The sequence below is a fragment of the Arthrobacter sp. NtRootA1 genome (assembly GCF_019976975.1).
GTDB classification, from domain to species: domain Bacteria; phylum Actinomycetota; class Actinomycetes; order Actinomycetales; family Micrococcaceae; genus Arthrobacter; species Arthrobacter aromaticivorans.
On the sequence record NZ_AP024630.1, the window covers coordinates 1876772 to 1902993 of the forward strand.

The following is a 26222-nucleotide window of genomic DNA, read 5'->3' on the forward strand; positions in this document are numbered from 1 at the left end:
GGGATGTTCCATGTCGTCCAAGAGCAATTGGCCCGGGCATACGCCGCTACCCAAAGGCCTTGCGGCCCCGGCAAAACGGGCGCTTGCGCATGAGGGCATCGAAACCTTGGAACAGTTGGCCGAGTATGGCGAGCAGAAGGCCTCCAAGCTCCACGGTATGGGACCGGTAGCCATAGCCCAACTCGAGGAGGCAATGGAGGAATCCGGCATCACTTTCGGCTCGCTTTAACGTCGGCCATAGCCACTGGAAGAGCGTTATAGGCTGGGTTCCATGACTGAATATCGACGCCTTGGCCACTCCGGACTGACCGTATCAGCTGTAGGGCTTGGTTGTAACAACCTGGGACGCGCCAACACTCCCACCGAGTCGCAGCAAGGCACGGATGCCGTTGTTCATGCTGCGATCGACGCCGGCGTCACCTTCTTCGACGTCGCAGATGTCTACGGCCGGGAGCCTGGCCTCAGCGAGGCCATGCTTGGCAAAGCGCTGAAGGGACATCGCGACGACGTCGTCATCGGTACCAAGTTTGGCATGGATATGCACGGGGCCAATGGCAACGACCTTGGGGCGCGTGGTTCCCGGCGCTACATTCTTAAGGCAGTGGAAGCCTCCCTACGCAGGCTGGGCACAGACTGGATCGACCTCTACCAGTTCCACACCCCGGACCCACAGACGCCCATCGAGGAAACCCTTGCAGCGTTGGATGTCCTGGTCAGCAGCGGCAAGGTCCGCTACATCGGACACTCGAACTTCGCAGGGTGGCAGATCGCAGAGGCCGAGTACGTTGGGCGGCAGTCTGGAGGGGTTCGCTTCATTTCAACCCAGAACCACTACAACCTGCTGGACCGCCGCGCGGAGCTCGAGGTTCTTCCGGCGGCAGGCGCCTTCTCGCTTGGCGTGCTTCCTTACTTCCCCCTGGCCAACGGCTTGCTCACCGGCAAGTACTCCGCCGGTCATGCCCCCGAGGGCTCGCGCCTGAGCCACACACGGACCAATCTGGTGCATGATGCTGACTGGCAGCAGCTGGGCCGCTTTGGCCAGTTCGCCAAGGAACGGGGCATCACCGAACTCCAGCTGGCGTTCTCGTGGTTGGCAGCCCAACCCGGCGTCAGCAGTGTCATCGCTGGAGCGACGCGTCCGGAGCAGATTCGTGAGAACGCGGAAGCAGTGTGCTGGATCCCGAGCCAGGCGGAGCGCGAGGAACTGGACGAGATCTTCCCGCGTGCTCCCAAGGTGGCACTCTTCTAGACCGTAAAAGGCTCATAGAAGGGGAAGGGCAGTGGCGCGGGCTTTCGCTCCGGCCACTGCCCTTCTCTCTTGCCGCTTTAGGCTGGTGCGGAGGCGACGCCCGGTTCCAGGAATCGCTTCCCGTTGACGCGTTCAGAGGCGCCGACACGGTCCAGGTAGGGAGTGATGCCACCCAGGAACATGGGCCAGCCGGCGCCCAGAATGACGCAGAGGTCGATGTCCTCTGGCCCGGCAACCACATCTTCTTCAAGCATCAGTCCGATTTCTTCGGCCAGTGCATCCTGTGTTCGCCGCAGCACTTCCTCGCGTGTAGAGGGGTTGTTACCGAAGGACATGATGGCGAGGGTCTCAGCAGGGATGACGGGCTCTCCATCGGGCCCGGGGGCCCAGAGGGACGTGACGCCGTTGTCGATGAGCTTTTGCAGGTTCTGTGAAACGGGGAAACGGTCTCCGAAGGCATTATGGAGGGACTCCTGCACATGCTGTGCAACCGGTAGCCCCACCATGGCGCTCAAGGTGAAGGGAGTCATTGGCAGGCCCATGGGCCGCAAAGCAGTGTCTGCCACCTCTGCCGGGGTGCCTTCGTCGAATGCGGCGATAACCTCGCCCATGAGGCGGAGCAGGATGCGGTTCACGACGAACGCCGGCGCGTCCTTTACGAGGACGGCGGTCTTCTTCAGGCCCTTGGCGAGTTCAAAAGCCGTAGCAAGTACGGCGTCGTCAGTCTTTGGCGCCCTGACAATTTCCAGGAGAGGCATGACGGCAACAGGGTTGAAGAAATGGAAGCCCACCAGCCGCTCCGGGTAGCGGAGGTCCTCGGCCATGGCGGTAACAGACAGCGAGGAAGTGTTGGTGGCGAGGATGCACTCGGGGGAGACGATCTCTTCCACTTCCGCGAAGACCTGCTTCTTGATGTTCAGTTCTTCAAACACGGCCTCGATGACGAAGTCGGCATCAGCGAAGACTTCCTTGGATACCGAACCGGTGACGAGCGCCTTGGTCCGGTTGGCGGCGTCGGGCTTGATTCGCTTCTTTGCCAGCAATTTGTCGACTTCTGCGTGGACGTACGCAACGCCCTTGTCCACCCTGGCCTGATCAATGTCGGTCATCACGACAGGCACCTTGAGTTGGCGGGCGAAAAGTAAGGCCAACTGGCTTGCCATGAGCCCCGCGCCTAGCACACCCACCTTGGTGACAGGCCTGGCCAGCTTACGGTCCGGGGCGCCTGCTGGCCTCTTGGAGCGCTTCTGGACGAGGTCCAGGAAGGCATACACGGTGGAGCGGAACTCATCCGTCTGCATCAGGCCAGCAAGGGTTTCACATTCCAGTCCAGCCGACTCGCCCTGGCTCATGGTGCGGTTTGCTTCCATGATGTCCAGCACCTTGGCAGGCGCAGGCGAGGCATTGGAGGTCTTCGCCTCCACAAAGGTTCGCCCTGCGAAGACCGCTGCTGCCCAGCGGCGGGCGACGTCCTCGTCCGAGGGGTCGACGGCGTTCTTCCGCGCTGGTGTTTCTTCGCCGGCGATGACACGGGCAGCCCATGCCAGGGACTGCTCCACGAAGTCTGCCGGCTCGAAGAGGGCATCGGCAAGACCGAGCTCAAATGCCTGTGGGCCGGTCAGTGTGCGGTTGTTGCTGAGCGGGTTCTCGATCATAACCTTGACGGCGTTTTCGGGTCCGATCAGGCGGGGAAGAATGTAAACGCCGCCCCAGCCCGGAACAAGGCCAATGAATGCCTCAGGCAGTGCGAGGGCGCCTGCGCCGGTGGAGACGGTCCGGTAGGTGGACTGCAGGGCGATCTCCAGGCCGCCGCCAAGGGCAAGGCCGTTGATGAAGGCGAAGCTGGGCACCCCGAGGTTGGCCAGGGTGGAGTAGACCGAGTGTCCGAGCTGGGCCATCCACAGGCCGTGATCCCGTTCTTTGAGGGTCTTCACGGCAGACAGGTCTGCGCCAGCGACCAGGAAGTATGGTTTGCCGGTCACGCCCACTCCGACTATTTCGCCCTTGGCGGCGCGCTCCTTGAGCCCTTCGAGGACTTCGCCCAGTTCCACCAGCGTGTTTGGACCCAAGGTGGTGGGTTTGGAGTGGTCCAGTCCGTTGTCCAGGGTGATTAACGCAAAGGTGCCTGCACCGCCTGGAAGCTGGATGTCCTGAACGTAGGAATGCGTCACGATCTCGTCAGGAAAGAGGGAGGCGAGCTTCTGGAATTCTGTGGCGCTCATGCGGCGGCTCCTTCTGTGGTGGTCTGGCCTGAAGCCTGGACGGATGATTCGAAGTCAGCGTGGTTCGGGTTCTCCCAGATCACTGTGGCACCCATCCCCAGGCCGATGCACATGGTGGTAATCCCATAACGGACAGAGGGGTCTTCCTTGAACTGCCGGGCCAGTTGGTTCATCAGCCGAACGCCTGAGGAAGCGAGCGGATGTCCTACGGCGATCGCCCCGCCGTAGCGGTTGACCCGGGGGTCGTCATCAGCGATGCCGAAGTGGTCAAGGAAGCTCAAGACCTGCACGGCGAAGGCCTCGTTAATCTCGAATAGTCCGATGTCTTCGATGGTGAGGCCCGCGTTCTTGAGGGCCTTTTCCGTGGCTGGCACGGGGCCGATTCCCATGACTTCAGGTTCCACTCCCGCGAAGGCATAGGAAACCAAGCGCATCTTGACCGGCAGGCCCAATTCCGCAGCGGCTTCTGCCGAAGCGAGTACCGCAGCCGTCGCGCCGTCGTTCAAGCCTGCTGCGTTGCCCGCCGTAACCCGCCCATGGGCCCGGAATGGCGTTCGCAGTTCGGCGAGATCCTCTACCGTGGTTCCTGGGCGGGGCGGCTCATCCTGGGTGTGAAGTGCCCAACCCTGCCCTGGCTTCTTGGTGGCGACTGGGACAAGGTCTTCCTGGATCTGCTGGCGGGAATATGCTTCGGCCAGTTTCGCCTGGGACGCGGCCGCGTATGCGTCCGTTCGGTCTTTGGTGATGTCAGGGAAGCGGTCGTGCAAATTCTCGGCCGTGTTGCCCATGTTCAGTGCTGCTGGATCCACGAGCCGCTCGGACATGAACCGCGGATTGGGATCAGCGCCGGAACCCATAGGGTGGTTGCCCATGTGCTCCACGCCGCCGGCAATGACGACGTCGTACGCGCCGAAGCCGATGCCGCTCGCCGTCGTCGTCACTGCTGTCATGGCTCCGGCGCACATGCGGTCGATTGCGAAGCCAGGCACCGTGCGGGGAAGGCCTGCCAGGAGGGCCGCCGTCCTGCCAATGGTGAGGCCTTGATCGCCCGTCTGGGTGGTCGCGGCGATGGCTACCTCGTCAATGCGGTCAGCAGGCAATGACGGATTGCGGCGCATCAGTTCCCGGATGCATTTCACGACGAGGTCATCAGCGCGCGTACCCGCATAGATGCCTTTCTCGCCGGCTTTACCGAAGGGTGTCCGCACACCATCCACGAACACGACGTCGCGGACGCTCCTCTGAGCATTGCGTGATGGACTCATGTGTTAACTCCTCGTTGAGACATGGTGCCGGATTCCGTAGGGAGGAACTCCGTTTGGCATTGATGTCAATGTTACTCGTGAGTAACTTAGCTTGCAAGGTACTGAGGAACCAGCGTGCGATGAATGCCAGGCGTGTCCCGGGACGCAGAAGGCCCGCCGCGTCGAACCGTAGTTCGCGTGACGGACCTGTGAGCGGGGTAGTGATTCAGTCAGAATCCTTGGATTGCTGCGTTTCCTTCGGCTTGGACTCCTTGCCGGGCAATGGCTTGGGGTTCAGGCATGCCTCAGTCAGGATTGGTGCGGCGAAGGAGATTTGCCATTCCCGCGCGCCCAGGGAGCGTAGCTCATCGGCCACCGATTCCAGGGAGACGTCCGACGGCGGCCGCCACGCCACGCGCCGGAGGTAGTCCGGGGTGAGCAGGTTCTCGATAGGAAGCTTGAGTTCGTCAGCCTTTGCTTGGAGCGCAGGGCGGGCTGTGGCAAGACGTGCTGCAGCTGCCGGATCCCTGTCCGCCCATACGCGCGGCGGGGGTGGGGCATTGGTGGCCAAGTGCAGTGGAGGCAAGTCCGTGAGCGTGCGGGCTGTTGTTATGCAGCGCAGCCATCTCGGGGCTTCGCGCTGGGCTGACCTGCCGTGGAAGCCTTTGGTAGCCAGAAGCTGGGGAACGGTGGTGGGAAGCGCCTTGGCTGCCGCGACGAGTGCGGAATCCGGGATGAGCCGCCCGGGAGCGACATCACGCTTGCGGGCAAGCTGATCACGCTCCTGCCACAGTTCCCGAACGGCGGCCAGCTGGCGGCGGTCACGGATCTGGTGCAGCCCGGATGTCTTCCGCCATGGATCCACGCGGGGCGGTGCGATACCAGCAGCAAGGATCCCTGCGAATTCCTGCTCGGCGAATTCGAGCTTGCCGTCGGCCTCCAGAAGTTCGATAAGTTCCTCGCGCAGTTCAGCCAGGACTTCGACATCGAGGGCGGCGTAGCGCAGCCAGGGTTCCGGCAACGGCCGGGTGGACCAGTCTGCCGCGGAATGTTCTTTGGCGAGACCGAATCCAAGGAGTTGTTCGATGACGGCAGCGAGCCCTACGCGGGGAAGTCCGGCGAGACGGGCCGCGAGTTCGGTATCGAAGAGTTTGTCCGGCCACATGCCCAGCTCCGAAAGGCACGGAAGGTCCTGGGTGGCTGCGTGCAGGATCCATTCGACGCCCCGCAGAGCGTCATTGACGATGTCCAGGTTGTCAAAGGGCTCGGGGTCGATCAACCAGGTGCCTGCGCCTTCGCGCCGAATTTGTACCAGGAATGCGCGTTGGCCGTAGCGGAATCCGGAAGCGCGTTCAGCATCGACGCCGGCGGGACCGGTTCCGGCCGCAATAGCTGCGGCACATCGCTCCAGGCCTGCCAAGGTATCGATGACCAGTGGCACGCCTTCGCGCGGGGTATCGAGATCGATGACTTCAGGGATGTGGCTGTCGAAGCCTTCAACTTTGATGTGGGTCGTGGGATCAGCAACCGGATCGCCGGCTGTGGTTTTATCCAGGTTTTCAGGGGTCATGGTGGCTTAAGCTTACCGAGTCCTGCTGCTGCAGGCCCTTGCGGACGAATTCAGGGCATTCAATTGAGCCTCCTGTTGGGTAGTCCAGTGACCCCAGGCGGAAGGGGCGGCAGTCCGGCGAACGTACAAACCATGTCAGACCAGGCCTCCAGATGCGCTTGGACATTGGCCGTGGCAGGGGTCCAAGAGGCGCGCAATTCGATATCTATCGTGTCGGGGCGATCGGACAGGGTACCGAAGCTCTCCGAGAGAATCCTCGTTGCGGTCCCTCCGGCAGCCCGGTACTGGGCAGCATGGTTTTCGAGGGCTTCCACCAGCCAGGTCCAGGCCACGGAACCCAGCATGGTGTCGTTTCCCATTTCGGCATCCATCTGGGCGCGGATGTAGGTGACAATCCTGAATTCGCCTTCCCAAACGGCTGATCCATCGGGATCGTACAGCAGGATGAAACGGCCCGTGGCCAGTTCCTCATCCTCTTCATCCGGAGGGCCGGCGTTCTGCTTTTCGGCGAAGGCTTTGGCTGCAGGGCCATGGACCGGTACTTGCCGGGTGGCTGCCGTGGGGCTGAAGACTTCCGCTCCAAGGGCTACCGCATATGGTGCGAGACGGGCGGGCGCGGGGATTTCGTCCAACCGCAATTCGCTGCGGCATTGTGCTTTTCGTAGCGTTCCCAAGGCGAAAAGAAATTCCGAGGGAACCTGGGCGAGGGCGTTCACCATCGCAGATTATGCGTCCGGGGCGGCGAATCCCTGTAGGCTCGCCGCCCCGGACAATTCCTTGTTCACTTGTTAGCTGGCCGCCAAATCGCTGGCCATCTCCCGCTTAATGGCGGCGACGAAGGCATCAATATCTTCCTCCGTGGTATCGAAGGAACACATCCACCTGACTTCACCTCGGGCAGCGTCCCAATCGTAAAAGGCGAAGGATGAGCGCAGGCGGTCGGCGACTCCGGCCGGCAGAATCGCAAAGACGCCGTTCGACTGCGTGGCCTGGGTGGGCTCCACGCCGTCGATACCCTCGATGGCCGAGCGCAGGCGTGCTGCCATCGCGTTGGCGTGGGCAGCTGACCGCAGCCACAGGCCGTCCTCAAGCAGGGCTATGAACTGCGCGGAGATGAAGCGCATCTTCGAGGCCAGCTGCATGTTCATTTTCCGAAGGAACTTCAGGCCGTCGGCGGCTTCGGGGTTGAGGGCAACCACGACTTCACCAAAAAGCAGTCCGTTCTTGGTACCGCCGAACGACAGGACGTCCACACCGGCGTCGCGCGTAAACGTACGTAGGGGGACTCCAAGGTGAGCTGCGGCGTTTGCCAGCCGTGCTCCGTCCATGTGCAACTTCATGCCCTTGGCATGGGCGTGATCGGCGATGGCGCGCACTTCTTCGGGTGTGTAGCACGTGCCCAACTCTGTGGTCTGGGTGATGGAGACAACCAGGGGCTGGGCGCGGTGCTCATCTCCCCAGCCCCAGGCTTCGCGGTCGATCAATGCAGGCGTGAGCTTTCCGTCTTCCGTGGGTACCTGCAGGAGCTTGATACCGCCAACCCGCTCGGGCGCCCCGTTCTCGTCCATATTGATGTGCGCCGTGGAAGCGCAAATGACGGCACCCCAGCGGGGGAGGAGCGATTGCAGGGCCAGGACGTTGGCGCCTGTGCCATTGAAGACCGGGAAGGTTTCGATGCCGCTGCCGAACTGCTGTTCCAGGACCTCCTGGAGCCGGGCGGTGTAGACGTCCTCGCCGTAGGAGACCTGGTGGCCTCCGTTGGCGGTAGCCAGAGCAGACAGGACCTCGGGGTGGACTCCGGAATAATTGTCCGACGCAAAGCCTCGAACCGAGGGGTCGTGGAGTTGGCCGTGGCCGTTTGTGGCGGTGGCGCTATGGAGCGCCTCTGTTGTGCTCGTCACTGGTTCATTCACGCTTTCAAGTCTATTTGGCCAACAGGATGCGCTGGCCGTTGAGGGTGGCCGCCGGTTCGTTAAAGAGTTCGACCACGGCAGCGGCCAGTTCTTCGACGTCCGTGTAGCCGGGGAACCGCCGCTCCGGGTGCTCGCGCCGCATGGCGGCATCGACGAGGGACTTGACCACGAAAATCGCGGCGGCGCTGTGTTGGGGTGCCGGGGCTTGCTTGTTTCCTGACTGGTCTTGCCGGAAACCGTCGGCTACCGCGAGGGTCCAGGCCTCCGCGGCGGCCTTGGCAGCTGCGTAACTGGCTGTGGCGGCGGTGGGTGCGGACGCGACAGTGGATGAAACCATGGCAAAGCGGCCGCGGGGTGATTCTTCCAACTGGCGATAGAAAACGCGCGAGACGTTGCGCAGGGTGGTAATCGCGCCCTCTTGAAGGGACTCCCAGTCGTCGTCGGACTGGTCCTCGATGCCGGTCGCGCTGCGCCAGCCGCCCACAAGATGGATGACGCCGTCTACCCGGTCGACGCCGAGTTGACGAATCGTCTCTGCAAGTTCGCCGACGGCGTCAAGGCTTGCGAGGTCGCAAACCAGCGGAGTCACCCCATCTCCGGCCTCCAAGGCTGCGGTCTTGATGCGGACGTCGTCCGAACCGATAGTGAAAACCCTGTGACCGGCGGCCGCCAAAGCGCGCGCCGCGGCGACGCCGGACGCGCTGCTGCCGCCGGTCACGAGGACTGTCAGTGGGCTCATCAGGCCGCCGTCGCGCCAGTGATGCCGGTGGTGGATTCGATGACAGGTCGCATTTTCTTCTCCAATGCTTCGTAGAACATGGACAGCGGGAACTCATCGTCCAGGACTTGATCGGTAAGGCCGCGGGGAGCACCGTTCAAAGGCAGGGCTTCAGGGCCCTTGGCCCAGATCGACGCCGGGTGTGGAGTTACTGTACCGGAAATGAGTTCATAGGCCGCAAGCCAGTGGGCGGCCTTCGGGCGATCGATGGAACGCCAGTACAGCTCCTCGATCCTGGCACCAAGTTCCACAACTACCTCTGCTGCTTCATCCCAGTCGATGCTGAGCTTGCTGTCCGTCCAGTGCAGCACGTGGTGTTGGTGCATCCACGCGAACAGGAGCTGACCACCAAGGCCGTCGTAATTACGGACCCGGCTGCCTGTGATGGCGAACCGGAAGATCCGGTCAAAGATCACAGCGTACTGCACGAGCTTGGCGTGCTTGCGGGCATCAGGATCGGCGTTCTCGTCCTTTTCGATGCGTACGGACTCGCGGAAGGCCGTCAGGTCGCATCGGAGCTCTTCCAAAGAGTAGAGGAAGAACGGCATGCGCTGCTTGATCATGAACGGATCAAAGGGAAGATCGCCGCGCATGTGCGTGCGGTCGTGGATCAAGTCCCACATGACGAAGGTGCGCTGGGTGAGTTCCTGGTCTTCAAGGAGCTCCGCGGCGTCCGCAGGGAGTTCAAGTGACGTGGTGGCAGCCGCAGCCTTGAGTACGCGGCGGAAGCGGGCCGCTTCGCGGTCTGCAAAGATGGCGCCCCACGTGAACGTCGGCGTCTCGCGGACAGCCACTGTTTCCGGGAAGAGGACTGCCGAATTGGTGTCGTAGCCCGGTGTGAAATCCACAAAACGGATCGGAACGAACAACTTGTTGGAGTACTCGCCAGCTTCCAGTCCACCAATGAACTCCGGCCAAATGACCTCGATCAAGACAGCTTCGACCAGCCGGTTGGTGCTGCCGTTCTGGGTGTACATCGGGAAGACCACCAGATGCTGGAGTCCATCCACCCGCTGCTTCTGGGGCTGGAAGGCTTGGAGGGAGTCAAGGAAGTCCGGAACTCCAAAGCCTCCCTGGACCCAGCGGCTGAAGTCTTCCACCAACAGTTCAAGGTACCGGGCGTCATGCGCGAAGTGCGGGGCCAGCGCGTTAATGGCATCCGAAATCGTTGCCACCAGTTGGGCAGCTTCATGGTGGGCAGCCGGATCCGTAATGGAGCCGTCCTGCTCCTGGTATGCCTGGAGTGCGGTGGCGGCGGCCTTGAGCGCAGTCCATTCCGCGTTGTCGGCAGTGACACGCGGGAGGGCGGCGGTGGCGGTGATGGTCATTGATGCTCGTCCTTTCAGAAGTGGTTCTTGCTTCTGATGTGAGCGTAGCAACCGAAAAGTTTAGCTAATCCAAAAAAGGGTTGAGCGTAAGAAACTCTGGTGCAAAGGGTTGTTTCAAAGCGTCCGAGATGTAGCAATGCGCTTTCCGGGACGGGCCCCGCATGTGGGCCCGCCCGGAAGCTGCCTACTTCCTTTCGGATTCAGCGGGCTCCTTGGACTCAACCGGGTCCTTGGACTCAACCGGCTCTTTCGACTCCACAAGCCGCAGCGAAATCGAGTTAATGCAGAACCGCTGGTCCGTGGGAGTGCCGTAGCCCTCGCCTTCAAACACGTGACCCAAATGCGAGTCGCAGTTCGCGCACCGGACTTCCACACGGTCCATCCCCATCGTGCGGTCATGCAGGTAACGCACCGTGCCCTCGGCTAACGGCGCCCAGAAGGACGGCCAACCACAATGGGAATCGAACTTTTCGTGGCTGGTGAACAACTGGCTGCCACAAGCGCGGCACTGATAAACGCCTTCGGTATGCGTGTCCCAGTACTCGCCGGTGTAAGGCCGCTCAGTACCGGCCTGACGCAGCACGCGGTACTCATCCGGAGTCAGCTCTTCACGCCACTGGGCATCGGACTTCTCCAAGGGCACGCCGGTGGTCTTGCTGGTGTTCTCAGGAGTGTTCATGTCTTATGCAACGCTCACGAGTCGCCGATAAATCCCGAACCCGCATACAAGTGAAGAACGGGAAGGCCCAACTGGTCCTGCGCCTTATTGGCCCAATCCGTGTGGAACGTATCCGCGATTGCGTGCGGACGTGTTACCACCACAGCTTGCGCGGCATCCAAGGCCCGGACCTTCGCTACCAAGCCGGCCACGGCACCGCCGTCGACAATCTCCCCCGTGACACCGCCGCCCAAACCTTCCAGCGCAGCCAACGACGTTGCCAAGGTTTCCGACGCCTCCGCCCTCTCAGCATCCGGGTTGGGGGACTGGCCACCAAGTTCCCGGAACGCTTTGGCAATATCGAGCATGGAAAGGTTCTCCAGGAAATCAACCAGGAGATGTCGCTCGGTATTGGCCGGGACCAGGACAACCAAGGGTGCGTCGCCGCCGTCGACCAATTTGGCGATGTTGACGCGGTCGTCGGGACCAAGGGGCTCTTCTGTCAGGATGACGATGGGATCGCTCATGGCTACAGCGTAGTCCCGCCGAACGAGACGACGCAGATTTTCGGCACTCAATTCCTGCCAGAGCATTCCCGGCAACCAATCCGCCGCGCGCCCCCCACCTGCATGGACGACGGCCAGGGAACGGCGACAATGGAGCCATGGCATTGAATACCCGGTCAGCGAGCGAGGCTGCAGAGAAGAAAATGTCCGTGCGAACCAAATGGGCCATCGCCGGAATCCTCACCGGAGGGACACTCGCAGGACTCGTCGGTGCCGGATCTTCCGCGCTCGCAGTGTATTTTGCCCGCCGCGTCATTACGCCCGCTGCCCGTCATGAGGACCAGGAGGTTCTCGCCGTCATCCGCAGCGACAAGGGACTGCAGGTCATCCTTGCGGCCACCCCTGACACCACCATCGACGGCGTGTTCAGTCTCTTCTTCGAGGGCGGAAAAGGCCATGCCAGGATTGGCAGGATCGTCTCCTACTCGCCAGCTGAACAAACGGTGCTGCGCGAGGTCGAAGAGGTTTACAGTGGCAACCTCGCTGAAGCCCGCCGGGGATGGTGGAGCGGCGCAACGTACCCGGATCCCGCGGCCATCGGCCTGGCCGCCGATGACGTGGAGATTGACCTCGACGTCGGGAAGGCGCCGGCATGGCTGGTCCGGGCGGATGCAGCTGCCCACGCGCCCATCTGGGCGATCATGGTGCACGGCCGGGGTGCCACCAGGCTTGAATGCCTCAGAGCTGTCCGGACCGCGCGGGAGTTGGGACTGGACAGCCTGCTGATTTCGTACCGGAATGACGGGCTTGCGCCATCGGCACTTGATGGGCGGTACGGCCTGGGCTCCACGGAGTGGCGGGACGTGGAAGCCGCTATCGAATATGCGATGGCTCATGGCGCCCGGGAAGTGGTCCTGTTCGGCTGGTCCATGGGTGGAGCGATTAGCCTCCAAACAGCCGATTTATCCAAGTACAGGCACCTGATCCGTGCTTTGGTGCTGGACGCGCCAGTGATCAATTGGGTCAACGTGATGGCCCACCATGCAGAGATGAACAGGATCCCCTATAACGTAGGCCGATACGGACAGCTGATGCTCGGACATCCGCTGGGCCGCAGGCTCACTGGACTTTCCGCTCCCGTGGATTTCAAAGCGATGGACTGGGAAGCACGAGCCATTGAGTTACGAACCCCAACCCTGCTGATACACAGTGTCGACGACGACTACGTCCCCTTTGAACCTTCCGCCAGCCTTGCAGAGAAGAACCCTGAAATGGTGACGTTCGAACCGTTCCACGGAGCGCGGCACACGAAGGAGTGGAACGTTGACCCGGAGAAATGGGAACGGCTGGTTCGCTCGTGGCTGCAGCGCCAGTTGGCTCCCCGGAACAACCCTGGGCAGTCAGAGGGTGTGTAACGGGCAGGCTGGGTGAGCTTACCCGGGGCGACGTTAGCCCTTGGCGCCGATGGGCGCCGTCACTGCCTTGGTCAGTCGAATCAGGTCCCCTGGGGCAATTTCGATGTCGAGGCCGCGTCGCCCACCGGAAACCAGAATGGTGTCATAGGACAATGCGGACTCGTCCAGGACGGTAGGGGAGGGCTGGCGCTGGCCCAAGGGGGAGATTCCGCCCAAGACGTAGCCGGTACGACGCTCTGCCGCCTTGGGGTCGGCCATGGCTGCCTTCTTCGAACCCAGGGCTGCCGCCACTGACTTGAGGTCCAGGTTTCCTGAAACGGGGACGATGCCCACGGCGAGTTTGCCTTCGACTTCCACCATCAATGTCTTGAAAACCCGCTTGGGATCGATGCCCAGGACTTCGGCAGCTTCCAACCCATAGCTGGCGGCCGAGGGATCATGGGAATACGGGTGCAGCACGAAGGAAACGCCGGCCGCAGCTAGTGCTGCAGTGGCCGGCGTTCCCTGTGATGCCATCTTCTTGGCCATGTGCCAGGACGCCTCTCAGCTTTGCCTTGCAGAAAGTCCGCTTTGCTTACAGAAGCTGTTTAGTGTTCCAAGCGGCTTGCGGCTGCAACTTTCCGCTTGATACGGCCCAGCATGGCGGTCATGCCGCGCATACGCAGGGGAGTGATGGCCCTGGTCAATCCCAGCAACTCCGGCATGTCATCCGGAACGTCCAGGATTTCCTGGGCCGTCAACCCATCGAGTCCTTCGTGCAGCACCCCGGCGAATCCACGCGTAGTGGGAGCCTCGGGCGGAGCCTTGAAAAACAACCGGTAGGCGCGCGGGCCTTCGGCATTGTCCTTGTTCTTCTCGGATTCGATCGTGAGGAACAAAGGTGACTGGCACTCCACAACCTGCTCCAGCAGCTCCGGGTGGTCCTTGAGGCGCTCCGGAAGTTCCGGCAACCCACGGGAGAACTCGAGCAGCAGTTGCAGGCGGTCAGGCTCCGTCAGTGCCTGGAAGTCATCGACGATTTCCGCCAGTGCGGCGGGCAAGGTGTTGGTACTCATCACTTCCAGCTTACGCACAACGGCGCTGATTGCATTGCTAGTTACGGACCAAGGCTGCCGGCACGGAACCGCGCTCGGCGCCCTTGACGATGGGTACGCGGACCGCGTTGCCCCACTCGGTCCAGGAACCGTCGTAATTGCGGACGGTTTCAAAGCCCAGCAGGTACTTCAGCGCGAACCAGGTGTGGCTGGACCGCTCGCCAATGCGGCAGTACGCCACGACGTCGTCGCCGGCCGTCAAACCTGCTTCGCCCAGGTAGAGGGCTTCCAGTTCCTCACGGGAACGGTAGGTGCCATCCTCAGCTGCAGCACGGGCCCACGGAATCGAAGCAGCCGTAGGGATGTGGCCGCCACGCAGTGCGCCTTCTTCCGGGTACGCGGGCATGTGGGTGCGCTGGCCCGTGTACTCCTCGGGGGAGCGGACGTCGATCAGCGGGTTGCCCAGGTGAGCCAGGACGTCCTCTTTGAAGGCCCGGATGGGAGCGTCGTTGCGCTCTACTTCGGGGTAGGTGCCCGGGGCAGGCGTCGATACGTCCGTGGTCAATTCGCGGCCTTCAGCGATCCACTTGTCGCGGCCACCGTCGAGCAGGCGCACATCGTCGTGTCCGAACAGCGTGAAGACCCAGAGGGCGTAGGCGGCCCACCAGTTGGATTTGTCGCCGTAGATCACCACGGTGGTGTCACGGGAGATGCCCTTGGATGCTGCCAAAGCAGCGAATGCGGCGCCGTCCACGTAGTCGCGGGTCACTTCATCGTTCAGGTCCGTGTGCCAGTCGATCTTTACGGCACCGGGAATGTGGCCGGTTTCGTACAGCAGGACGTCCTCATCGGACTCCACAACCACCAGCTTGCCATCGGCGATGGCGTCATCGGCAAGTGCTTCGGCAAGCCACTGCGTGGACACGAGTCGTTCAGGGTTCGCGTAGGACGCGAACTTTTCGTTTTGTTCAACGGGGTAGGACATGGTGATGGCCTTTCACTGACAACGGGCGGAGCCAGGCCCTGGAAGCTGCATCAATTGCCGGCCCGGCGTGCTCCAACACTAACCACGGGCCGCGCGGAATGCTTCCCCGCTGGTCACATGGTGAAACATGGCATTGGTCACGTCACCGTTTTCGGGACGCCCGATGCCGGTATTCTTGCTGGGGACCCAAATACTGAAGAACGGACCACCGTGGTACAGATCGAACAACTGGCTGCCCGCACACCGGCAGTCTCCGTGGAGGAACTCCTCAAGGGTTTCTACCCGTCTCCGCGATTTGGAGAGGTATCGTTCGACAGCTACCGCCCGGACCCCGCCCAGCCCAGCCAAGCCAATGCGGTCAAGCTGCTCTCGGCATTCGCTGACGGTGTGGGGGCCGATGACGGCGGTGGCCTCTTCAAGAAGTTGTTCGCCAAGAAGGCCCCCGCCACCCGTGCCGGCATTTACCTCGACGGTGGCTTCGGCGTCGGCAAGACCCACCTTTTGGCCTCCCTTTGGCACCGGTCTCCGGGTCCCAAGGCCTTCGGTACGTTCGTTGAATACACCAACCTCGTAGGCGCGCTCTCGTTCCGGAAGACCGTCGAAGCCCTCAGCAACTACAAGCTTGTCTGCATTGACGAATTCGAACTCGATGATCCCGGCGACACTGTGCTGATGTCCCGCCTGATGCGCGAACTGGCCGACGCCGGCGTAAAGCTGGCGGCTACCTCCAACACACTGCCGGGTTCCTTGGGCGAAGGCCGCTTCGCAGCCGTGGACTTCCAACGTGAAATCCAGGTCCTTGCCGACCAGTTCGACGTCGTCAGGATCGACGGCGAAGACTTCCGCCACCGTGGCCTGCCCGCAGCTCCGTCACCTTTGAAGACTGAAGAGCTCAAGCACCGCATGCACGCCGAGTTTGACGGACAAACAGTTGCCGTGGATGATTTCCGCACTCTTGTGCACCACCTCGCTGGCGTCCATCCCAGCCGCTACCGGCAGCTGATCTCCGGCGTCGAGGCCGTGGTGTGGCGCGACGTCGAGACCATTACCGAGCAGGCAGTGGCCCTCCGCTTCGTTGTCCTCGCCGACCGTCTCTATGACAAAGATGTGCCGATTCTTGCCAGCGGCGTCCCCTTCGACAAACTCTTCACCGAAGAAATGATGACCGGCGGGTACATGAAGAAGTACTTCCGTGCCGTGTCCAGGCTCACGGCTCTTGCCCGAGAGGGACAGAACCACGAACCTGCCTGATTCGGTTCCGGCTTTACTTGTGTGAAGGCGTCAGCGGTTCCCGGTCTTTCAGCAACCAGCGGACCAGGATGCCTCCCGCCAACGCCCAGAATGCCGCACCCACTCCTGCGAAGCTGATCCCTGAGGCGGCAAGCAGGAAAGTGATGCACGCGGGTACGCGTTCTTCGGCAACTGCCAATGCGGAGGAGATGGCTGAGGCCAGCGTGCCGAGCAACGCCAGGCCTGCGACCGCTTCAAGCAAGCCGGCGGGTGCGGCAGCCACCACTGTGACAAGGGCTGCGGAGAACGCTGCCAGCATCAGGTAGGCCACACCAGCCACGAATGCCGCGATCCAGCGCCTGCCGTGGTCTTTCCCTGCTTCCTCTCCGGCCGCCAACGCTGCACTCAAAGCAGCAAGGTTAATGGCGTGGCCTCCGAACGGAGCGCCCGCAATGGTTCCGGCTCCAGTGACCACCATCGATGCCCGCCAGGGCGTTGTGAAGCCAAAGGATTTAAGCACGGCGACGCCGGGAATATTCTGCGATGCCATCGTGACAATGAACAGGGGCAGGGCCAGCCCCACCGCTGCCTCCAGGGTGAACGCTGGAGTAGTCCATTCGAGCTGCGGCAAGAGGGCATCTCCGGGAATCTGAACTCCGTTCGCCACGATGTGGATGCCGATGACGGCGAGGGCCACCACCAGTGAGGCCGGGACCGCCCAGCGCGACGCGAACTTCATCATCACCAACCAGCAAAGGGCCACCGGGCCAACCAGCAAGGGCACTTCTCCCAGGGATTTAAAAGGTGCCAGGCACAGGGGGAGGAGCACGCCCGCGAGCATCGCCTGCGCAAGCGGTGTGGGTATCTTCGTCATCAGCCGGCCAAGGCTGGGCAGTAACCCCGTCAGGACGATCAGCACCCCGACGACGACGAACGCACCCACCGCTGCCGGCCAGCCGCCGTCGACCATTCCTGCCGAGGCGAGGAGCGCCGCCCCCGGGGTGGACCACGCCAGGGTTACTGGCATTTTGGATCTCCATGCAAGCCATAAGATGCCCAGTCCGAACGTCAGTGTAAGGGCCAGGAGGCCGCTGGAGGCCTGCGCTTGGTTGGCTCCCACAGCCCGCAGTCCAGCAAGGACCACAGCGAAGGAGGACGTGAAACCGACGAGGGCGGTGACGATGCCAGCGGTGATGGGCGGCCCTAACGTGTCCTGGCGGGAGGGGCGCTGGACTGTGGAAGAGGCTGATGGCATAAGGACCAAAATACCGGACGGAAACCCGGTTACCGGTTAAACGCCAAGGGCACCGGTGGCGCCTCTCGGCGGGACCGGTGCCCCCTTGACGTATCTGGTACGGCGGGCTCAGGCAGCTACAGCTGCTTAGGCTCATCCGCGACGGGAGCCTGTGCGGCGTCACCGTCTGTTGTAGCCACGAAGTCGGAAGCGGCATTCTGAACCGCGTCAACCTGACTTGCGAACTTGCCGCCTGTCTTCTGGTCGACGAAGTCTCCGGCCTTTTCGATGCCATTCTGAATGGCTTCTTCGTTGCCCTGAATGAGACCCTGAGCCTTACCCTTCAGGTCGTCAATTAAACCCACGGGCACCTCCCTTCCTTCGCGGAGCCAGTTCGCTCCTCCGCGTCCGACCCTAACACTGGATTCAGGGTGTGCCAAGGATTCCAGGCGCGCTACGCCAAGGGCTTACTGAGCTCAAAGTGGCGTGGGCTGTCCGGATTCATGAGTGAGTGCTTACGGCCGTAGGAGAAGTAGATGATCAAGCCAACAATGAGCCAGACGGCAAAACGTAGCCAGGTTTCCCAATGCAGCTGGGACATCAGGAACGCGGAGGCCAGCACGCCGAAGGCGGGAACTACCGGCATCAACGGCAAACGGAATGTGCGGGGAGCGTCGGGCTTCTTGTAGCGGAAGACGATGACGGAAATGCAGACCACAACGAATGCTGCCAGGATGCCGATGTTGGTGAGGTCTGCAACTTCCTTGATCGGGAAAACGCCGGCCAGGAACGCTGAGGCGATGCCCGCGATCCAGGTGACCCGCTGGGGTGTGCCGTGACGGTCGGTACGGGCGAACCATCCCGGCAGCAGGCCGTCGCGGCTCATGGAGAACCAAACGCGGGTAACGCCCAGAAGGAAGGTCAGCATCACGGTCAGGATGGACAGGACAGCGAAAACCGAAATGATGGTGGCGATGATAGGCAGACCAACCCCCGTGAAGGCCGATGCGAAACCAGCCTTGGGATCGATGTCCTTGTAGTTCTGCATGCCGGTGAGGACGAGCGTAGCTGCCACGTAGAGCAGCATGGCGATGATCAGGGACAGGACGATCGCCTTGGGCATGTGCTTCTTGCCGTCCTTGGCTTCTTCCGCGGCTGTACTCATGGCGTCGTAACCAAAGACAGCGAAGAATACCGTGGCTGCACCGGCAAAGACCGGGCCGAAACCACTGGGCATGAACGGATTGAAGTTCTCAGTGTTGATGTAGAAAATGCCCAACCCGATGATGAAGAGGATCAACACCACCTTGATGGCAACAGCCACCAATTCGAAGCGGCCGAAAGCCTTGGTTCCCCTGCTGAGGATCCAGGTCACCAGGAGGCAAACCAGGATCGCCGGAAGGTTGATAATGCCGCCCTTGCCTTCATCCACTGTGGACGTCATCCAGGTGGGCATGTGTATCCCGATGCCGGACAAGAAGGCATCGAAGTAGCCGGAGATGCCGATTGCCACCACGGCGACAATGGCGATGTATTCAAGCAGGAGATCCCAGCCAATGAACCAGCCAATGATCTCGCCCAAAGCTACATAACCATAGGTGTAGGCCGAACCTGCCCGGGGGATCATGCCGGCAAATTCCGCATAGGACAAAGCGGCGGCGCCGGAAGCGAGTCCGGCGATCAGGAACGATACGAGCACTGCGGGGCCCACGCCCGGATTGTTTGCGTCGCCGTGGGCTACCAGGCCGGCCAGCGAGAAAATGCCGACGCCGATGATGCCGCCGACGCCGATGGCCGTCAGTTGCCAGAGGCCAAGACTCTTGAAGAGTCCACTGTGCTTGCTTTCTTCCTCGATGTCGTCGATGGGCTTGCGCCTCATGACGGATTGGGAAGCCGTCTGTTGATTCATGGGGTACTCCTGCCAGTTGGCGTGGAACGGTGATGAGCTCGCATTACATTGTGCGAGACGAATCACATTAGATAAAGCGACTTTTTCTTAGGTGTATCAGTTACTTCAAATGATGAATGGCATTTGGCTCCGCGTGGGCATAAAAAAAGCAGCTCCGAGGAGCTGCCTTTTTCGTTGGAGCGGACGACGAGATTCGAACTCGCGACATCCACCTTGGCAAGGTGGTGCTCTACCAGCTGAGCTACGTCCGCACATGTTGTCTGCCAAGCAAATGCCTGGCCGTCAACAACAAACAAGTTGCCTTGTTCTGGTGGGCGATACTGGGATCGAACCAGTGACCTCTTCCGTGTCAGGGAAGCGCGCTACCGCTGCGCCAATCGCCCGTTTCCGGGTCCTTATGAAAGGAGAGCGGACGACGAGATTCGAACTCGCGACATCCACCTTGGCAAGGTGGTGCTCTACCAGCTGAGCTACGTCCGCACATGTTGTCTGCCCTGCAAGAGCCTGGCCTTCAACAACAAACAAGTTGCCTTGTTCTGGTGGGCGATACTGGGATCGAACCAGTGACCTCTTCCGTGTCAGGGAAGCGCGCTACCGCTGCGCCAATCGCCCATGCATCCAGCCGTGGCTGGAAGACATGGTTTTCACCGAGGTGGGTACGGGATTCGAACCCGTGTATACGGCTTTGCAGGCCGCTGCCTCGCCTCTCGGCCAACCCACCGTGTAAGCAGATTCCGAGGAATTCTTGCCTTGACAGTGCCTTGCGAGCGGACGACGAGATTCGAACTCGCGACATCCACCTTGGCAAGGTGGTGCTCTACCAGCTGAGCTACGTCCGCAGTGCCGTTGCGCCGGCCTGCCCAGTAGGCATTCCGTCGCTTTCCGACGAGTAAAAACTCTATAGGAGGTTGCTTGAAACTCCAAATCGGCTGGTTGGTTTTGCTTCTTAAGGGGCTCGGATCCTTGAATTTACGGGGCTCTTCGGGAGTTTCATGGCTGTAATTCCAAGCCTGTGATTCGTCTGCGGGAGGGCGGTCCGGTTGCGTTTTGCATTCCAGCCACGGTGGGCTAGTCTTCTGTATGCACCGGCCACTTGATGCGGGTTGCACACGGGCGATTGGCGCAGTGGTAGCGCGCTTCGTTCACACCGAAGAGGTCACTGGTTCGAACCCAGTATCGCCCACCAAGAAAGGCCCCCGGATCTCCGGGGGTCTTTTGCGTTTCTGGGGCTTTCTCGACGGCTCCGTGGTACCTGCGTGGGACTCGCGAATGAGTTCCCTAACGACATATGTGCCCAGATCAAAGGTCACTTCGCAGGGCGCTAGGTACCAGGCTGATACCACGCAGCCCATAGCCGCTGTCCGGGGCACCCGCGGGTTCTCTGCTGGATCAACTCGCCGCACTCATCAAGTAGCCACACTGTGGGCGGCCCACTATATGACGCTTGCGCACCGGTCTTGGATGGCAGGCACTGCCAGGGCAGGTCTTGGAGTACGTGCCCCTTCCGCGGTGACAGATTCCAGTTTTCGCATCATCTTCCGTAGCTGTCACAACTACTTGGTGTCGATAAACGCGTCATAGAACCTGACCGGGAGCCACTTCTTGTTTAGGACGGGCGCATGGTCATCGCAGGCGGGGCCTCAACCAGCCAAAAAACGGCGTTCCCGTTCTCCGAATGAACACAGGACCTTACTTAGGGGAATCAATGAACAAGAAGACACTTCTAGGAATGGGAGCCACGGCCTTGATAGCGGTGTCGCTCACCGCATGCGGGGGAAGCGCAGAGTCTTCGAACTCGTCATCACCCTCGGCCAGTGAAACAGCGGCGTCCGCCTCAACATCGTCCTCCGCATCCGCATCTTCTTCGTCATCTGAAGCGACCACCCCAGGTGCCTACAAGGTGGCCTCTTGGGCTCTGCCGGTCACCAACACGGGCGATAAGCTGGGCAGCTTCAAGGGCGACAGCTTCAGCGTGGACATCTACCAGACAGCCACTGACGTCGCGTCCAAGGACGGCATGTTCGTGGATCCGGACACAAAGGAAAACCTTCTGAAGAAGGGTGCCCCGATTGTCTACTTGAACTACGTGGTCACCAACACTTCGTCGGCGGACATTCCGTTGAGCCACTCGCTCATCACTCCGTCCGCCAAGTACACGGACTGGAAGTACATGGGCGGCATGCCCTCGGACTCCAGTAGCGATGGTTTCGAGAAGCACGGCCTCACCAGCTCCGGCATCAAGCTGAAGGAGAAGGACCCGTTTGTGCTGAAGCCGGGGGAGTCATTCAACGTTGCTGAGAACTTCGCATACGCTGCAGGTAAGGAAGCGAAGATCGAGGCGACCATGAATCCCCAGGGCGCGGACGGGAAGCTGGATCACGCCAAGAAGGAAACTGCCGAGACTACCGTTACGGTCAAGTAGCATGCCGCGTTTGCCCCGGCACGCTCTAGTTGTTGTCCGGGGCGAACGCGGCTTCCTTGCTAGACCTGATGCTCCCGGAGGTGGGTGCGAACGGTGCGGAGCGGCCCAAGCATGCCACTACAGGTGGAACTATTCTGTGGCAGAGCGTGTGGGGAGTCCTTCTCAGCACAGGGTTGTTGGCTGCACTGACCGCAGCTGTGATGTTCGGTGCGGGAGGGCGGAAGAATGCCTCCATCTCCGCGGTACATGCAGCCTCGGTGGCCGTACCTGCCGCTCATATCGGGTTCCTCTGATTGCCGTGGTGCTCCTTCTTCCGGTGGCCGCAAGGCCTGCCGCACGTTATGGAAGCGTGTGCACGATGCTCGTCGGATTGACGGTCGCGGGTCTCTTTGCTTCCGCTTGGTGTCGGGCGCAGGCGATGAACGTGGGTTTACGTCTGGGCAGGTTTCTTTATGGTTGCCTGCGATCGCGGTGATGCTTGCACTTCTGGCACTCGTTGCGTGGCGGCTCAATATAATTCGCCGACGGGCGGTGGGACATAGTCGGGTCCTAGGTCCACGTGCTCGCACGGAGCAAAGGCGCCACCTGCCAGCGAAGGCGGAACGCCTTGCCGGTACTGCTTCGGCACGCCAAGGCCCGGCTGCCAGCAACGCGGTCCTCCAAGACTGGAGTAGCCGACTCGAGCAGTTGGAACGCAGAGGGATCACACCCGCCACCATCGCCCAGACACGGCAGATGGAGCCGTCCGCCTGGCTTGTGTGGGTGTTCTACAACGGGGACATGGACGTCTCCCGGGTCATTGCTAGGTGAGCTACGACTGACGTCAGGAAAGGTGAAGAAGGCCACATGAGAGATGATTTCATCAAACCCGGGAGTTACGCCGTTCTTGGTGGCGTCGAGTATCGGCTGCGGCCCCGGGGAGACGGTTGGGCGCTGTGGACGGATCAACCAACCGCTGGGTTCACGCCGCTGGGCCGTCGGGAATTCATTCGGGAGATCGGCCCGGAGGAGCAACTGGAGTGCCACGACATCAAACATCGCGGCACTTATCGAGGCCTGATAGTCGAAATCTTTTTCAGAAATTCCCAGGGACTCCTGGTTGCTACGCGGGAACCGTCGGCGGGGGAAGAAGGGTTCGAAGGATCTGATCCCCGGGACCCCTACCGGCTGAAGACAATTCCTCAAGACGACCCGGATCTGCACTTCAGCACCGTGAGGACACGACTTCCAATGCCTTGGATGCAGCGGAAGCCACGCGACCAGGCGGACTTCGATTGGAACGACTTCCGCGACCGGCTCGCGGCGACGCTGCGCCGTGTATCGGATCGGACCAACCTGATCATCACCTCACACTTATACCCAACCCGATATGTGCAATTTTCGGGCCAGGCCGACCGTCTTGATGCCGAGGCTCCCGGGACGGATGTAGTGGGTGGTGCAGACGAATCCGTGCTGCGCGTCGCGGCTTGGCAGGCACCGGGTGCCACGCAGCCGAACTGGTCCTCGTCACTCCCACTTCCAGCACTGACCTCGGAATACCGCGAGCTGGCCGAGCGGTGCGTCGCCGCATTGCGGAACTCCTACGGCATAGCGTTTCCTGATGAAATGGGTTATCGGGCTTGGCGCGAGGCCGAGCAGATTCCACTGGGCCAGACGTGGTCCGCAGAACGCGTGGCGCGTATGGATCTTGGGGCTGATTCACTGGAATTTCCGAGGCTTGGGCTTGAGTCCAATCACGTCAGGTCAAAGGGCGATGCGACTGCAGAGCCACGTCCCAGCGTGTGGGTCAGCTCGCTCGACCACCCTCTGGTAGAGGAAATTCTTAGCACGCCCACAATGGCGGCAATCAATCCTTGCGTGAAGCTTGGCCTGCTCACGCACCCTGACGGAGTTCTTGAAGTCAGGGGCCGGAGAGTGATGTCGAAGGTCATTGCGCTGAACGACGACGGCACTCTGGAATTGCGCCATTGGATGGCCGGCCCCAACCACACCACGGTAGTTGCCCGGGCTGACACTGTGCACCCCTTCGTCCTTGAAATGGTGAGGGAGATGCTGTGGCCGGGTAAGCAGATTGCGACGTTTGAAGATGCACCCGGCGTTAATGTCACAGTCGGGGCCAACGGCACGGAGATTCGTTGGGGACGCCGTCATTGGGTGCATTTCATCGGAGGCCCAGAGACCTTCCGCGCAGCCTACTCCCTGATTCACTTGCTTAATGCCACGGACGCCGAGATCGTGAAGTCAATCGAGACCGCGGATGGGCGGCCTCTTTTCCGGGCAGGTGAGACGTTGGAGGGCGCTGCCGTCGCGGCCGGATACAACATCAATCTTTTCAGCTATTCCGCTTGGAGGGACTGGTTGGAAAGAGCAAAAAGCGAAAACCTGGAAAGAGGCCCAAACGCGTGACATGGAAGTCAATGCCTCCCGCTGAGCTCTGCGACATCATCGACTTCTGGATAACTGCACCGTGGCCGATGTCCCAGGATGAGGCCCAAAAACGTGCTGCGGACCGGTTCGGTTGGACCATCGAAGTCGAGAACGACACGCATTACCTTATGAACACGGTGTCCAACTTCACCACCGCTGATGTCATGACCATTGACTACAAAAACGTGATGATGGATTTGAGCTTCGACACGTCGGACACAATCCGCGATGTGACTCCGGAGTCCACCGACTTCCTCAGCGATGTCCATACGCTCATGGTTCGTGAGGGTGTAGCGAGGTGGGGGGAGCCAAAGCTGGCGTACTTCAAGGACACCACAACGGCGCAATGGAACGTTGAGGACGGTGCCCGCGTTTCCTTCAGCTTTCTCCCCAGGGGTCTCACGGCAAGGTACGAGACACCGCAAGGGGTTGAACTCGATCGCCGAGCTGCCCACCAGTGACGGTCGATTGGTCGCTGCCCTGACCGCCTCGCAAGGCTCCCTCGCTGGTCAGTATTCGCGGTTATTCGGCGAATACCTCTTCGGTTCGGACCACCAAGACGTCTAGTTGAACGGTAACGCGCTAAAGTTTCTCGCGAATGATCGATGCCGTTAATCGACGTGACCGAGGAGACCATCCCCATCCATAACGACGATGTTGCCCGTCCAGATAGAGCTCAACGTAGTTGCCTGCCGGAAGTCCCCGCCAACCCCTCCTTGAACTGACGACGGACGACTAGGGCATCCAGATGTCAATCGGCATCAACGCCGCCATCTGTTTCGTCGGCGGAGCTCTAAAAGCCGTGTTCCTCCGCTTGCCCGGAATTCCATCGAAAACATCATAGGGATTCAAAAGCTGAAGGGATCGCGCCCCAGGGATTGCTCGCATCGACAGAGTAGAGCGGCCCACTGAACCGAACCAGCCCTGATGCGGACGGTGCCCCTGGCTTATCAACACCAGGGGCACCATTCCCACGTAGTGAGTGACATAGTAGCGGCTGTCAGTTCGCGGGTGCGCTCATCCCATGCGGACGGCGAGTTTGCCGGTGGTGTCACCCCGTTCCAGGGTGGCCAGGAGATCTGAAATCTGATCTACATTTCCGACTCTCGTTAGATCGACTCGAACCTTGCCCCGTGCCACGGCTTCGAGGGCCCATTGCAGTGAGGACGCGCCTTGCTCGCGGTGCTGGGCCAGCCATGCCCCGACGTTGAAGCCGACTGTGGACTTGTTCTCGAGCCAGTGGGCCATGGAACTCAGCGCCACGTCGGGGGACTGCGACGCATTGCCTACGCGTAGCAGGCGTCCACCGCCGCGCAAAACCCTGAATCCATCCTCAGTGGCGGCGCCACCGACTGGATCAATGACTACGTCGTAGGTATCGGCTGGTATGGAATTCAGTTCTCTGCGCACATAGGTCTGGTCGAAGCCGAACTCCCGGGCGGTGTCTTGTTTGGCCGGAGTGCCAACAACGGCATCGATACGGCCCGCGCCCAGTGCGCGGGCAACCTGGGCGAATTGAGATCCCAAGCCGCCGACCCCGGCATGGACGAGCAGGCTCTCTCCTGCAGTGAATCTTGCCACAGTGGTCAGAGCCAGGTGTGCAGTGACAGTGTTGATGGGCACGACTGAAGCGAGGTCTTGACTGAGCCCCGGTGGGATAGCCGAGACGAGTGATGCCGGGGTGCACGCGACTTCGGCGAATCCGCCCGCTGCGGGGAGTATTGCAGCGACCTGTTGGCCGACGCTGAAGGTGCTGACGTCTTCACCGAGCCCGCGCACAGTTCCGGAGACTTCGAGGCCGGGCACGAACCCGACACCGGAGGGCATGGCTCCGGTGACCCAGAGGGCATCGATGAGGCCGATGCCGGCATATTCGACATCTATGCTGATCTGGCCGTGTCCCGGTCGTGGCGCGGGGACTTCGGTGTGGCTGAGACCATCAAAACGGTCGTGATGTGTGACGACGAGCGCACGCATTGTTCTCCTATTAGTGTCGAGTGTGGGGGAGTTCCTGACTCTAGAAGTTGGAGTGCACTCCAGCGCAAGCTCCAGGACGCTGGACTCTGAGGGGGTGCTCCTGGAGTGCACTCCAAGAGCT

General features: G+C 61.2%; 25 protein-coding genes and 7 tRNA genes. 9 read left to right on the forward strand and 23 right to left on the reverse strand.

What is annotated here, in order from left to right:
* Nucleotides 1–10: 10 nt before the first annotated feature.
* Both LDN90_RS08580 and LDN90_RS08585 read left to right on the forward strand, forming a co-directional pair.
* Nucleotides 11–229 (forward strand): hypothetical protein, encoded by a 219-nt coding sequence (locus LDN90_RS08580; protein ID WP_223948663.1) that lies wholly within the window; start codon nucleotides 11–13, stop codon nucleotides 227–229.
* A gap of 42 nt (nucleotides 230–271) precedes the next feature.
* On the forward strand, nucleotides 272–1249 hold the full coding sequence (locus LDN90_RS08585; protein ID WP_223948664.1) for an aldo/keto reductase: 978 nt from the start codon (nucleotides 272–274) through the stop codon (nucleotides 1247–1249).
* A 77-nt stretch (nucleotides 1250–1326) separates the two neighbouring features.
* Here LDN90_RS08585 and LDN90_RS08590 read toward each other — a convergent pair whose 3' ends face one another.
* The 9 genes from LDN90_RS08590 to LDN90_RS08630 all read right to left on the reverse strand — a co-directional run bounded on the left by LDN90_RS08590 (nucleotide 1327) and on the right by LDN90_RS08630 (nucleotide 11489).
* Nucleotides 1327–3471: a 3-hydroxyacyl-CoA dehydrogenase NAD-binding domain-containing protein gene (locus LDN90_RS08590; RefSeq protein ID WP_223948665.1), complete on the reverse strand. Its 2145-nt coding sequence runs from the start codon at nucleotides 3469–3471 to the stop codon at nucleotides 1327–1329.
* The gene (locus tag LDN90_RS08595; protein WP_223948666.1) at nucleotides 3468–4736 is read right to left on the reverse strand and encodes an acetyl-CoA C-acyltransferase; all 1269 of its coding nucleotides are present in this window, start codon (nucleotides 4734–4736) and stop codon (nucleotides 3468–3470) included. The genes LDN90_RS08590 and LDN90_RS08595 overlap by 4 nt, the downstream gene beginning before the upstream one ends.
* A gap of 205 nt (nucleotides 4737–4941) precedes the next feature.
* Nucleotides 4942–6285, reverse strand: a complete 1344-nt coding sequence (locus LDN90_RS08600) for an HRDC domain-containing protein (RefSeq protein WP_216923116.1) — start codon at nucleotides 6283–6285, stop codon at nucleotides 4942–4944.
* A 59-nt stretch (nucleotides 6286–6344) separates the two neighbouring features.
* Nucleotides 6345–7004 (reverse strand): DUF3000 domain-containing protein, encoded by a 660-nt coding sequence (locus LDN90_RS08605; RefSeq protein WP_216923118.1) that lies wholly within the window; start codon nucleotides 7002–7004, stop codon nucleotides 6345–6347.
* Nucleotides 7005–7073: 69 nt separating this feature from the next.
* Entirely contained in the window at nucleotides 7074–8186 is a 1113-nt protein-coding gene (locus LDN90_RS08610; RefSeq protein WP_216923800.1) for a low specificity L-threonine aldolase, read from the reverse strand.
* A 22-nt stretch (nucleotides 8187–8208) separates the two neighbouring features.
* Nucleotides 8209–8937, reverse strand: a complete 729-nt coding sequence (locus LDN90_RS08615; RefSeq protein ID WP_216923120.1) for an SDR family NAD(P)-dependent oxidoreductase — start codon at nucleotides 8935–8937, stop codon at nucleotides 8209–8211.
* The gene (locus tag LDN90_RS08620) at nucleotides 8937–10304 is read right to left on the reverse strand and encodes a DUF6421 family protein (RefSeq protein ID WP_223948667.1); all 1368 of its coding nucleotides are present in this window, start codon (nucleotides 10302–10304) and stop codon (nucleotides 8937–8939) included. The genes LDN90_RS08615 and LDN90_RS08620 overlap by 1 nt, the downstream gene beginning before the upstream one ends.
* A gap of 184 nt (nucleotides 10305–10488) precedes the next feature.
* Nucleotides 10489–10983 (reverse strand): peptide-methionine (R)-S-oxide reductase MsrB, encoded by a 495-nt coding sequence (msrB, locus tag LDN90_RS08625; RefSeq protein WP_223948668.1) that lies wholly within the window; start codon nucleotides 10981–10983, stop codon nucleotides 10489–10491.
* Between the two features lie 14 nt (nucleotides 10984–10997).
* Nucleotides 10998–11489: a hypothetical protein gene (locus tag LDN90_RS08630; RefSeq protein WP_216923124.1), complete on the reverse strand. Its 492-nt coding sequence runs from the start codon at nucleotides 11487–11489 to the stop codon at nucleotides 10998–11000.
* Between the two features lie 137 nt (nucleotides 11490–11626).
* Between LDN90_RS08630 and LDN90_RS08635 the strand changes: the two genes are divergently transcribed.
* Nucleotides 11627–12883 carry an alpha/beta fold hydrolase gene (locus LDN90_RS08635; protein WP_223948669.1) on the forward strand — a complete coding sequence of 419 codons (1257 nt, stop codon included), beginning with the start codon at nucleotides 11627–11629 and terminating at the stop codon, nucleotides 12881–12883.
* Between the two features lie 33 nt (nucleotides 12884–12916).
* On the opposite strand, the gene ybaK is transcribed toward LDN90_RS08635, so the two are convergent.
* The 3 genes from ybaK to LDN90_RS08650 are packed head-to-tail and all read right to left on the reverse strand — an operon-like array spanning nucleotide 12917 to nucleotide 14902.
* Entirely contained in the window at nucleotides 12917–13411 is a 495-nt protein-coding gene (gene ybaK / locus LDN90_RS08640) for a Cys-tRNA(Pro) deacylase (protein WP_216923125.1), read from the reverse strand.
* Nucleotides 13412–13470: 59 nt separating this feature from the next.
* The gene (locus tag LDN90_RS08645) at nucleotides 13471–13938 is read right to left on the reverse strand and encodes a SufE family protein (RefSeq protein WP_216923126.1); all 468 of its coding nucleotides are present in this window, start codon (nucleotides 13936–13938) and stop codon (nucleotides 13471–13473) included.
* Between the two features lie 37 nt (nucleotides 13939–13975).
* Nucleotides 13976–14902, reverse strand: coding sequence for a sulfurtransferase (locus LDN90_RS08650; RefSeq protein WP_223948670.1), 927 nt, complete (start codon nucleotides 14900–14902; stop codon nucleotides 13976–13978).
* Nucleotides 14903–15112: 210 nt separating this feature from the next.
* Here LDN90_RS08650 and zapE point away from each other — a divergent pair, with 210 nt between their 5' ends.
* Nucleotides 15113–16153 (forward strand): cell division protein ZapE, encoded by a 1041-nt coding sequence (zapE, locus tag LDN90_RS08655; RefSeq protein WP_216923802.1) that lies wholly within the window; start codon nucleotides 15113–15115, stop codon nucleotides 16151–16153.
* 13 nt (nucleotides 16154–16166) lie between these two features.
* Here zapE and LDN90_RS08660 read toward each other — a convergent pair whose 3' ends face one another.
* The 9 genes from LDN90_RS08660 to LDN90_RS08700 all read right to left on the reverse strand — a co-directional run bounded on the left by LDN90_RS08660 (nucleotide 16167) and on the right by LDN90_RS08700 (nucleotide 20114).
* Complete coding sequence (locus LDN90_RS08660; RefSeq protein WP_223948671.1) at nucleotides 16167–17387, reverse strand: benzoate/H(+) symporter BenE family transporter; 1221 nt, start codon at nucleotides 17385–17387, stop codon at nucleotides 16167–16169.
* Between the two features lie 116 nt (nucleotides 17388–17503).
* Entirely contained in the window at nucleotides 17504–17737 is a 234-nt protein-coding gene (locus tag LDN90_RS08665; protein ID WP_216923131.1) for an antitoxin, read from the reverse strand.
* An 83-nt stretch (nucleotides 17738–17820) separates the two neighbouring features.
* A complete protein-coding gene (locus LDN90_RS08670; RefSeq protein ID WP_223948672.1) occupies nucleotides 17821–19275 on the reverse strand; it encodes an amino acid permease in 1455 nt (484 codons plus the stop codon).
* Nucleotides 19276–19450: 175 nt separating this feature from the next.
* Nucleotides 19451–19526: transfer RNA gene (locus tag LDN90_RS08675), tRNA-Gly, on the reverse strand.
* 57 nt (nucleotides 19527–19583) lie between these two features.
* Nucleotides 19584–19658, reverse strand: a tRNA-Val gene (locus LDN90_RS08680).
* A 24-nt stretch (nucleotides 19659–19682) separates the two neighbouring features.
* Nucleotides 19683–19755: transfer RNA gene (locus LDN90_RS08685), tRNA-Gly, on the reverse strand.
* A 57-nt stretch (nucleotides 19756–19812) separates the two neighbouring features.
* Nucleotides 19813–19887 (reverse strand) — tRNA-Val (locus LDN90_RS08690).
* A gap of 38 nt (nucleotides 19888–19925) precedes the next feature.
* A tRNA-Cys gene (locus LDN90_RS08695) sits at nucleotides 19926–19996 on the reverse strand.
* Nucleotides 19997–20041: 45 nt separating this feature from the next.
* Nucleotides 20042–20114 (reverse strand) — tRNA-Gly (locus tag LDN90_RS08700).
* 272 nt (nucleotides 20115–20386) lie between these two features.
* Here LDN90_RS08700 and LDN90_RS08705 point away from each other — a divergent pair.
* Nucleotides 20387–20461, forward strand: a tRNA-Val gene (locus tag LDN90_RS08705).
* A gap of 503 nt (nucleotides 20462–20964) precedes the next feature.
* Here the strand turns inward: LDN90_RS08705 and LDN90_RS08710 are convergent.
* Nucleotides 20965–21159: a hypothetical protein gene (locus tag LDN90_RS08710; RefSeq protein ID WP_223948673.1), complete on the reverse strand. Its 195-nt coding sequence runs from the start codon at nucleotides 21157–21159 to the stop codon at nucleotides 20965–20967.
* A 16-nt stretch (nucleotides 21160–21175) separates the two neighbouring features.
* On the opposite strand from LDN90_RS08710, the gene LDN90_RS08715 reads away from it, so the two are divergent.
* The 4 genes from LDN90_RS08715 (at nucleotide 21176) to LDN90_RS08730 (ending at nucleotide 24585) form a co-directional block, all read left to right on the forward strand.
* Nucleotides 21176–21697, forward strand: coding sequence for a hypothetical protein (locus tag LDN90_RS08715; protein WP_223948674.1), 522 nt, complete (start codon nucleotides 21176–21178; stop codon nucleotides 21695–21697).
* A 32-nt stretch (nucleotides 21698–21729) separates the two neighbouring features.
* On the forward strand, nucleotides 21730–21990 hold the full coding sequence (locus tag LDN90_RS08720; RefSeq protein WP_223948675.1) for a hypothetical protein: 261 nt from the start codon (nucleotides 21730–21732) through the stop codon (nucleotides 21988–21990).
* 553 nt (nucleotides 21991–22543) lie between these two features.
* On the forward strand, nucleotides 22544–24103 hold the full coding sequence (locus LDN90_RS08725; RefSeq protein ID WP_223948676.1) for a hypothetical protein: 1560 nt from the start codon (nucleotides 22544–22546) through the stop codon (nucleotides 24101–24103).
* Between the two features lie 11 nt (nucleotides 24104–24114).
* Entirely contained in the window at nucleotides 24115–24585 is a 471-nt protein-coding gene (locus LDN90_RS08730) for a DUF6301 family protein (RefSeq protein ID WP_223948677.1), read from the forward strand.
* Nucleotides 24586–25141: 556 nt separating this feature from the next.
* On the opposite strand, the gene LDN90_RS08735 is transcribed toward LDN90_RS08730, so the two are convergent.
* A complete protein-coding gene (locus tag LDN90_RS08735; RefSeq protein WP_223948678.1) occupies nucleotides 25142–26101 on the reverse strand; it encodes a zinc-binding dehydrogenase in 960 nt (319 codons plus the stop codon).
* Between the last annotated feature and the right edge of the window lie 121 nt (nucleotides 26102–26222).